This is a genomic window from Streptomyces sp. RP5T (assembly GCF_003933965.1).
GTDB lineage: Bacteria > Actinomycetota > Actinomycetes > Streptomycetales > Streptomycetaceae > Streptomyces.
In genome coordinates this window covers 1-7,235 of the sequence record NZ_RSAJ01000435.1, presented here as the reverse complement: position 1 = coordinate 7,235, position 7,235 = coordinate 1, and the positions used below count along the sequence as shown (strand labels likewise).

Annotated in this window: 7 protein-coding genes; 3 read left to right on the top strand and 4 right to left on the bottom strand. The window is 69.7% G+C overall.

The features are described 5' to 3' along the window. Positions 1-205: 205 nt before the first annotated feature. A complete protein-coding gene (locus EHS43_RS32560) occupies positions 206-1,204 on the bottom strand; it encodes an RNA polymerase sigma factor RpoD/SigA (RefSeq protein ID WP_125194270.1) in 999 nt (332 codons plus the stop codon). Positions 1,205-1,400: 196 nt separating this feature from the next. Here EHS43_RS32560 and EHS43_RS32555 point away from each other — a divergent pair, with 196 nt between their 5' ends. After that, a complete protein-coding gene (locus EHS43_RS32555) occupies positions 1,401-1,931 on the top strand; it encodes a GNAT family N-acetyltransferase (RefSeq protein WP_125194269.1) in 531 nt (176 codons plus the stop codon). A gap of 16 nt (positions 1,932-1,947) precedes the next feature. On the opposite strand, the gene EHS43_RS32550 is transcribed toward EHS43_RS32555, so the two are convergent. Continuing rightward, positions 1,948-2,739: a dioxygenase gene (locus EHS43_RS32550; protein WP_125194268.1), complete on the bottom strand. Its 792-nt coding sequence runs from the start codon at positions 2,737-2,739 to the stop codon at positions 1,948-1,950. 118 nt (positions 2,740-2,857) lie between these two features. On the opposite strand from EHS43_RS32550, the gene EHS43_RS32545 reads away from it, so the two are divergent. Then, positions 2,858-3,367 carry a MarR family winged helix-turn-helix transcriptional regulator gene (locus EHS43_RS32545; protein WP_125194267.1) on the top strand — a complete coding sequence of 170 codons (510 nt, stop codon included), beginning with the start codon at positions 2,858-2,860 and terminating at the stop codon, positions 3,365-3,367. A 91-nt stretch (positions 3,368-3,458) separates the two neighbouring features. On the opposite strand, the gene EHS43_RS32540 is transcribed toward EHS43_RS32545, so the two are convergent. After that, on the bottom strand, positions 3,459-4,997 hold the full coding sequence (locus EHS43_RS32540; RefSeq protein ID WP_125194266.1) for an MFS transporter: 1,539 nt from the start codon (positions 4,995-4,997) through the stop codon (positions 3,459-3,461). 144 nt (positions 4,998-5,141) lie between these two features. Then, positions 5,142-5,777, bottom strand: coding sequence for a TetR/AcrR family transcriptional regulator (locus EHS43_RS32535; RefSeq protein ID WP_125194271.1), 636 nt, complete (start codon positions 5,775-5,777; stop codon positions 5,142-5,144). A gap of 258 nt (positions 5,778-6,035) precedes the next feature. Here EHS43_RS32535 and EHS43_RS32530 point away from each other — a divergent pair. Next, positions 6,036-7,235 (top strand): M6 family metalloprotease domain-containing protein (locus EHS43_RS32530; protein WP_125194265.1); only part of this gene is annotated, 1,200 nt, incomplete at its 3' end.

Below are 7,235 nucleotides of genomic sequence, written 5' to 3'. Positions count from 1 at the left end.
GCCCCACCTGAACCAAGTCCCGGCGCCGGGGGGGATTGCGTCGGGACTTGGTTCAGGTGGGGCCTACGAGCCCGGAGGCAGGACCCCCGGGGCTCGAACATCTGGACCCTGAAGTCTTGTGCCCCGGGTCCAGCCGGTTGAAGCGACCTAGTACAGCCATGTTCACGCGGTCTTCCGCCACCCGGCGTACGCGGGCACACCCCGCCTACGCCGCGGCGTCGAACCCGGTGGACCGCGCCAGCTTCTTCAGCTCCAGCAGCGCGTGCTTCTCGATCTGCCGGATCCGCTCGCGCGTCAGCCCGTGCTCCTTGCCCACCTCGGTCAGGGTGCGCTCGCGCCCGTCCTCGATGCCGTACCGCATCTTGATGATGGACGCGGTGCGCTGGTCGAGGCGGCCGATGAGGTCGTCCAGCTCCTCGCTGCGCAGCAGCGTCAGCACCGACTGCTCCGGCGAGACCGCCGACGTGTCCTCCAGGAGGTCGCCGAACTGGGTGTCGCCGTCGTCGTCCACCGACATGTTCAGCGAGACCGGGTCACGCGCCCAGTCCAGGACGTCCGTCACGCGCTCGGCGTTGGAGCCGAGCTCCGCGGCGATCTCCGCGGGCTCCGGGTCGCGGCCGTGCTCGCGGTTGAACTCGCGCTGCACCCGGCGGATGCGGCCCAGCTCCTCCACGAGGTGGACGGGCAGCCGGATGGTGCGGGACTGGTCGGCGATGGAGCGGGTGATGGCCTGACGGATCCACCAGGTCGCGTACGTCGAGAACTTGAAGCCCTTGCGGTAGTCGAACTTCTCGACCGCGCGCACCAGGCCGGCGTTGCCCTCCTGGATCAGGTCGAGCAGGGGCAGCCCGCTGCGGGGGTAGCGGCGGGCGACGGCCACGACCAGGCGGAGGTTGGAGCGGATGAACACGTCCTTGGCGCGCTCTCCCTCCTCCACCAGGGCCTCCAGCTCCTCGCGGGTGGCGTCCGCCTTGGCTTCCTCGTACCCGTCGAGGACCTGTCGGGCGAACACACCCGCCTCGATGATCTGGGACAGCTCGACTTCCTTGGCGGCGTCGAGCAGCGGCGTACGCGCGATCTCGTCGAGGTACATGCCGACCAGGTCGCGGTCGGCGATCTCGCCGCCATGGGCGCGAACACTGCGTGCCGCGTCGGTAGACCCGCCGGTGGCGGACTTACGACGGGCGACGGCACGGGTTGCCATGCGTGCTCCCTTGCGATGTTGGGTCAGCGGGCGGTGGTCCTTCGGACGCTGGGTCCCGGCTCCGGTTGCTCTCCGGACTCTCCTCGGGTGCCCTGCATCTGATGGAAACAACGACTGGAAACCGGACAGAATTCCCAAGCCGTGCCGCTATTTTTCTGATCTTGCAGTATCCTGCCCGGCCACATGAGGAGGCGTGATGCCGTCGGAAGGCACAGAGGTGCAGGTCAGGCCGGGAGCCGAAGGCGACCTCGGAGCCCTCACCGATCTCTACAACCACTACGTCCGTGAGACGCCGATCACATTCGACACCGCCGTCTTCACCCCGGAGGAGCGCCGCCCCTGGCTGCTCTCCCACCCTGAAGACGGCCCGTACCGCCTCAGGGTTGCCACCGACACCGATCCGACAGGAACCTCACAGCGGATCCTCGGGTACGCCACGTCCAGCCCCTTTCGCGTGAAGCCCGCGTACGCGACCTCCGTGGAGGTCACCGTCTACGTCGCCCCGGACGCGGGCGGCCGGGGCGTCGGCACGCTCCTCTACAAGGCCCTCTTCGAGGCGCTGGCGGGCGAGGACCTGCACCGCGCCTACGCGGGCATCGCCCAGCCCAACGAAGCGTCCACGCGGCTGCATGAACGCTTCGGGTTCCGGTACGTCGGCACCTACCGGGAGGTGGGCCGGAAGTTCGGCCGCTACTGGGACGTGGCCTGGTACGAGAAGGAGCTGTAGACCTTCGCGGGCAGGCTCAGCCGAACTGGACCGACCGCTTGGCCATCCCCATCCAGAACCCGTCGATGACGGACTTCTGCGAGTCCAGCTCACCGCTCACGTCCGCCGCGCCCATGGTGACGAAGAGGGGGGCGAAGTGCTCGGTGCGCGGATGGGCGTAGCGCCCGGCCGGGGCCTTGTGGAGGAAGTCCAGCAGGGAGTCCACGTCCCGCGCCTCGAGCGCCCGCCGGCCCCAGTCGTCGAACTCGGAGGACCAGGTGGGCACCCCGGATCCGGTGTGGCGCAGGGCGGCGAGGTTGTGGGTGAAGAACCCGGAGCCGACGATCAGGACGCCCTCGTCGCGCAGGGGGGCCAGCTTGCGGCCGATGTCCATCAGCTTGACGGGGTCCAGGGTCGGCATGGAGATCTGCAGGACGGGGATGTCGGCCTCGGGGAACATCTCGACGAGGGGGACATAGGCCCCGTGGTCCAGTCCGCGGTCCGGGATGTCCTGCACGGGGATGCCGGGGGCGCGCAGCAACTTACGGACGGAATCGGCGAGTTCGGGGGCGCCGGGGGCGTCGTACGTCACCTTGTAGTAGTGCTCGGGGAAGCCCCAGAAGTCGTAGACGAGCGGGACGGGCCGCACCGCGCCCAGGGCGAGGGGGGCCTCCTCCCAGTGGGCGGAGACCATGAGGATCGCCTTGGGGCGGGGCAGGTCCGCGGACCAGGCGGCCAGCTCACCGGGCCAGATCGGGTCGTCGGCGAGCGGCGGGGCCCCGTGGCTCAGGTACAGGGCGGGCATGCGCTCCAGCGTGTCGGCGGACATGACGGGGACTCCTCCGGTACTTCCGATGCCAGATGCTTCAAATTTAAAGCTTCTACCTCCACTGACTGTACGCCTCATTTGTTTAAGCTTCAAGGAGAGAGCTCGTAGAGTGGGACACATGAACACGGCATCCGTCCCCGACGAGGAGCCCCAGTGGCTCGACGACGAAGAGCAGCGCGTCTGGCGCTCCTACGTGCACGCCACGACCCTTCTCGAGGATCACCTCGACCGCCAGCTCCAGCGGGACGCCGGCATGCCGCACATCTACTACGGACTGCTCGTCGGCCTCGCCGAGGCCCCGCAACGGCGGCTGCGGATGACCGAGCTGGCCATGAAGGCGAAGATCACCCGCTCCCGGCTCTCGCACGCCATCGCCCGCCTGGAGCGCAACGGCTGGGTGCGCCGGGAGGACTGCCCGGACGACAAGCGCGGCCAGTTCGCGGTGCTCACCGACCCGGGCCTGGAGATGCTGCGGGGCGCCGCGCCGGGCCATGTGCGGGCCGTGCGCAACGCCCTGTTCGACCGGCTCACCCCGGAACAGCAGAAGTCCCTCGGCGAGATCATGCAGATCGTCGCCGAGGGACTCCAGCCCGACGAGGCGGGCGCGGATCTGCCCTGGCTCCGCTGAGCCAGGGCAGATCCCAGGTGGTCGTACGTGCGGAGCGTCCCCGTCCCCGTACGTACGACAGGCCCGAAGGGGTACGGCTCCACGGTCGCCGTCAGTGGGCGACGACCGGGACCGCCAGCTCCTCCTCGGCGCCCTCGCCGGAGGCCACCGTGGTGGTGTCCGGGCGGCCGGCGTTGACGAGGGTCACGACGATGACCGCGGCCAGCACCAGCATGCCGACGGCGAACCAGATCGCGTTCGTGTAGCCGTGCACCTGGCCCTCCAGCGCCACCAGCTGCGCCTGCGACTTGGAGGTCGCGGAGCCGATGTGGTCGGCGATGTAGGAGGTGGTGGCCGACGCAGCGATCGTGTTCAGCAGGGCCGTACCGATCGCGCCGCCCACCTGCTGCGAGGTGTTGACCATCGCGGAGGCGACACCGGCGTCACGCGGCTCGACGCCCAGGGTGGCCAGGGACATGGCGGGCATGAACGCCGTACCCATGCCGAGACCGAGCAGCAGCATCGCGGGCAGGATCGTCGAGGCGTACGACGAGCCGATCTCCAGCTGGGTCATCAGCAGCATGCCGACCGCGGCGACCAGGAAGCCGGGGCCCATCAGCAGGCGGGCCGGCAGGCGGGTCATCAGACGGGTGCCGATCTGGGTGGAGCCGACCATCATGCCGACGATCATCGGCATGAAGGCGAAGCCGGTCTTGATCGGTGTGTAGCCCTTCACGATCTGCAGGTAGTAGGTGAGGAACAGGAAGGTGCCGAACATCGCGATGATCGCGACACCGAGCGAGAGGTAGATACCGCCGCGGTTGCGGTCGGTGAGCACGCGCAGCGGAAGCAGCGGGGCCTTGACCTTCGCCTCGGTGACGACGAACGCGATCAGCAGGACGGCCGACGCGACGAACATCGAGACGGTCACGGAGTCGCCCCAGCCGTCGGACTCGGCGCGGGTGAAGCCGTAGACCAGCGCGACCAGGCCCAGGGTGGACAGCAGGACGCCGGGGATGTCGAGCGGGTTGCGGTTGCGGCCGCCCTCGGGCTCACGGATGACGAAGTACGCGCCGAGCGCGGCCACGATCGCGAACGGGATGTTCACGAAGAAGGTCCAGCGCCAGTCCATGTACTCGGTCAGCACACCGCCGAGGATGAAGCCCACGGCACCGCCACCACCGGCGATGGCGCCGTAGATGCCGAACGCCTTGGCGCGCTCCTTGGCGTCCGTGAACATCACGGCGAGCAGGGAGAGCGCGGCGGGCGCGAGCAGCGCGCCGAAGACGCCCTGGAGGGCGCGGGCGCCGAACATCATGCCGCCGGAGGTCGCGGCACCACCGAGCGCGGAGGCCGCGGCGAAGCCGATCAGGCCGACGACGAAGGCGTTCTTGCGGCCCCACAGGTCGGCTATGCGGCCGCCGAAGAGCAGGAGCCCGCCGAAGGCGAGGGCGTAGGCCGTGACGACCCACTGGCGGTTGCCGTCGGAGATGCCGAGGTCGGTCTGGGCCGACGGCAGGGCGATGTTCACGATGGTCGCGTCGAGGACGACCATCAGCTGGGCGAGCGCGATGAAGACGAGCGCTTTCCAGCGGTTCGCGTCACCGGTCGGTGCCGGTGCGCCGGGAGCCTTTGCGGCTGTTTCAGACATGGGGGTACCCACTTCGGGACTTCGGTGTCGGAAAAAATCTTCGAGGACGTACTGAGGACGCACTGAGGACGTACTGCGGACCGTCGGCCCGAGGACGTACTAGGGACTCGTCGGGTGTTCTGAACTCATCGGCGCGGGATCAGGTCAGGCCTGGCGCAGGTCCTCCAGGGTCGTGGCCGCACCCGGGAGGATGGAGCGGGCCGGGGCCCGCAGTCCGTCCAGGAACAGCTGAAGATGGCGGTGGACGAACCGGTCGATCTGGAAGCAGGCGGTGCCCGCCGGAGGCCGGCTGAGCTGGGCCACCACGATCATCAGGTCACCGGAGTCCACGTCGGTACGGAGCTGGCCGGCCGCCTTCGCGCGGTTCATGAGCTCCACGACGAGCTCCTCGCACCGCACGCGCGCGGCCTCCAGGTCCGGGTGGTTCTTGTCGAAGGTGCTCTGGACCATCGGGCACAGGGCGCTGATCCGCTCGTCGGCAGCGGTGTGCACGAAACGCTCCAGAGCCTCGAAGGCGTCCCCGGTCTCGGCGAGCGCCAGTTCGGCGGCCTCGGTGGTGCGGTCCATCACCGAGCACACGACCTCACGGACGAGCGCGTCACGGTCGGGGAAGTTGCGGTACACCGTGGCGTTGCCGACGCCGGCCCGGCGGGCGATCTCGTCGAGCGGCACATCGGGGCCGAACTCGGTGAACATCTCGCGGGCGGCGGTGACGATCCGCTCACGGTTGCGCAGGGCGTCGGCGCGGGGCCGGGTCACCTTGCGCTGCGCGGTCGTCATGGCGGTCACGGTGCACTCCTCAGGTCTGGTTCTGCGATCCGGGGAGCAGGTCCCCGTTTCGCTCGGACACAGGTCTAAACGGGGAGACGCTCCCCGGTTATTTCGGGTTGAGAAGAAATCATGTTGTGACCTGAGTCACATCTCCTGTGATACCCACGTTCGGTCCCCCCAGCGCGCGTGCGCCCCTCCCCCGGCACAGGGTGATCGGAGAGGTGCAGCCTTCCGACCAGCGGCTGCCGCGCTCCGGAGGGTGCTCGCATGCCGTGGACCAGACGTCGCATACGCCCGCGCCGCGTCGCCGCGCTCGCCTCCGTGACCGCGCTGACCCTCGCCGTCAGCACCTCGGCCGCCACCGAACGCCTCTCCCCCGGGACCACGACCGCCGGCCCCGTCGCCCTGGCCCGCTCCGACGCCCACGGCGACTGCCTGATCAGCGGCGGCCCGGCCGTCCAGATGTCCGAGGGCCTGCCCACGCCCGGCGGCTACTCCCGCTCCACCGGCACCGTCCACGCCCTCACCCTGATGATCGACTTCTCCGACGCGCCCGGCTCCGGCCCCGCCCTCGACCGGTTCCGCGAGTTCTTCCCGCAGACCCAGGACTGGTTCCGCACCAGCTCCTACGGCCGTCTCGACTACCGCCCCGAGGCGCCGATCACCGACTGGCTGCGCATGCCGAGGTCCTTCCGGGCCTACGGAATAGAGCGCGGCGCCCCCTTCGACCCCGGGTACCGCCGGCTGGTCCAGGACATCGTGGCCGCCGCCGACCCCAGGGTGGACTTCCGGTCGTACGACTTCCTGAACGTCCTGGTGACCCCCAACGCCGGTCCCTCCGCCCTCGACACGGTCCTGTCGGTGACCTTCGCCGGCAACGCCGACGCCCCGGTCGCCGACGGTGTGCCCGTCGCCAACGCCTCCTTCGTGTACTCCCGCCAGGACGACGGCTCCGGCTCCTACCCGCAGACCGGCTACCGGGTCCTGCCCCACGAGAACGGCCACGTCTTCGGCCTGCCCGACCTCTACACCCAGAACGGCGGGGGCGCGGTCGGCCACTGGGACATCATGAGCGAGGACTGGGGCGCCAACAACGACCTCCTCGGCTGGCACAAGTGGAAGCTCGGCTGGCTGGACACGGCCCAGGTCAACTGCGTGACGGCGCCGGGGATGTCGGAGTACACGCTGACCCCGCTCGCCCGCTCCGGCCTCGGCACCAAGCTCCTCTTCGTCCCCCTCGGCCGCCGCACCGGCTACGCGGTCGAACTGCGCACCCACGAGGGCAACGACGAGACGGTGTGCCGGCCGGGCGTCCTCGTCTACCGGGTCGACGCGGACGTGGACACCGGGCGCGGTCCGGTCCGCGTGTACGACGCACGGCGCAACAGCGGGGGCTGCACCCGGAGCCCCAACGTCCACGCGGAACTCTCGGACGCGCCGTTCACGGCCGGGGAGGAGTTCCGGGAC

What these genes read in the sequence shown, in the direction of transcription:
- EHS43_RS32560 (WP_125194270.1), bottom strand. Translation starts at nt 1,204, where the DNA reads ATGGCAACCCGTGCCGTCGCCCGTCGTAAGTCCGCCACCGGCGGGTCT.
- EHS43_RS32555 (WP_125194269.1), top strand. Translation starts at nt 1,401, where the DNA reads ATGCCGTCGGAAGGCACAGAGGTGCAGGTCAGGCCGGGAGCCGAAGGC.
- EHS43_RS32550 (WP_125194268.1), bottom strand. Translation starts at nt 2,739, where the DNA reads ATGTCCGCCGACACGCTGGAGCGCATGCCCGCCCTGTACCTGAGCCAC.
- EHS43_RS32545 (WP_125194267.1), top strand. Translation starts at nt 2,858, where the DNA reads ATGAACACGGCATCCGTCCCCGACGAGGAGCCCCAGTGGCTCGACGAC.
- EHS43_RS32540 (WP_125194266.1), bottom strand. Translation starts at nt 4,997, where the DNA reads ATGTCTGAAACAGCCGCAAAGGCTCCCGGCGCACCGGCACCGACCGGT.
- EHS43_RS32535 (WP_125194271.1), bottom strand. Translation starts at nt 5,777, where the DNA reads ATGACGACCGCGCAGCGCAAGGTGACCCGGCCCCGCGCCGACGCCCTG.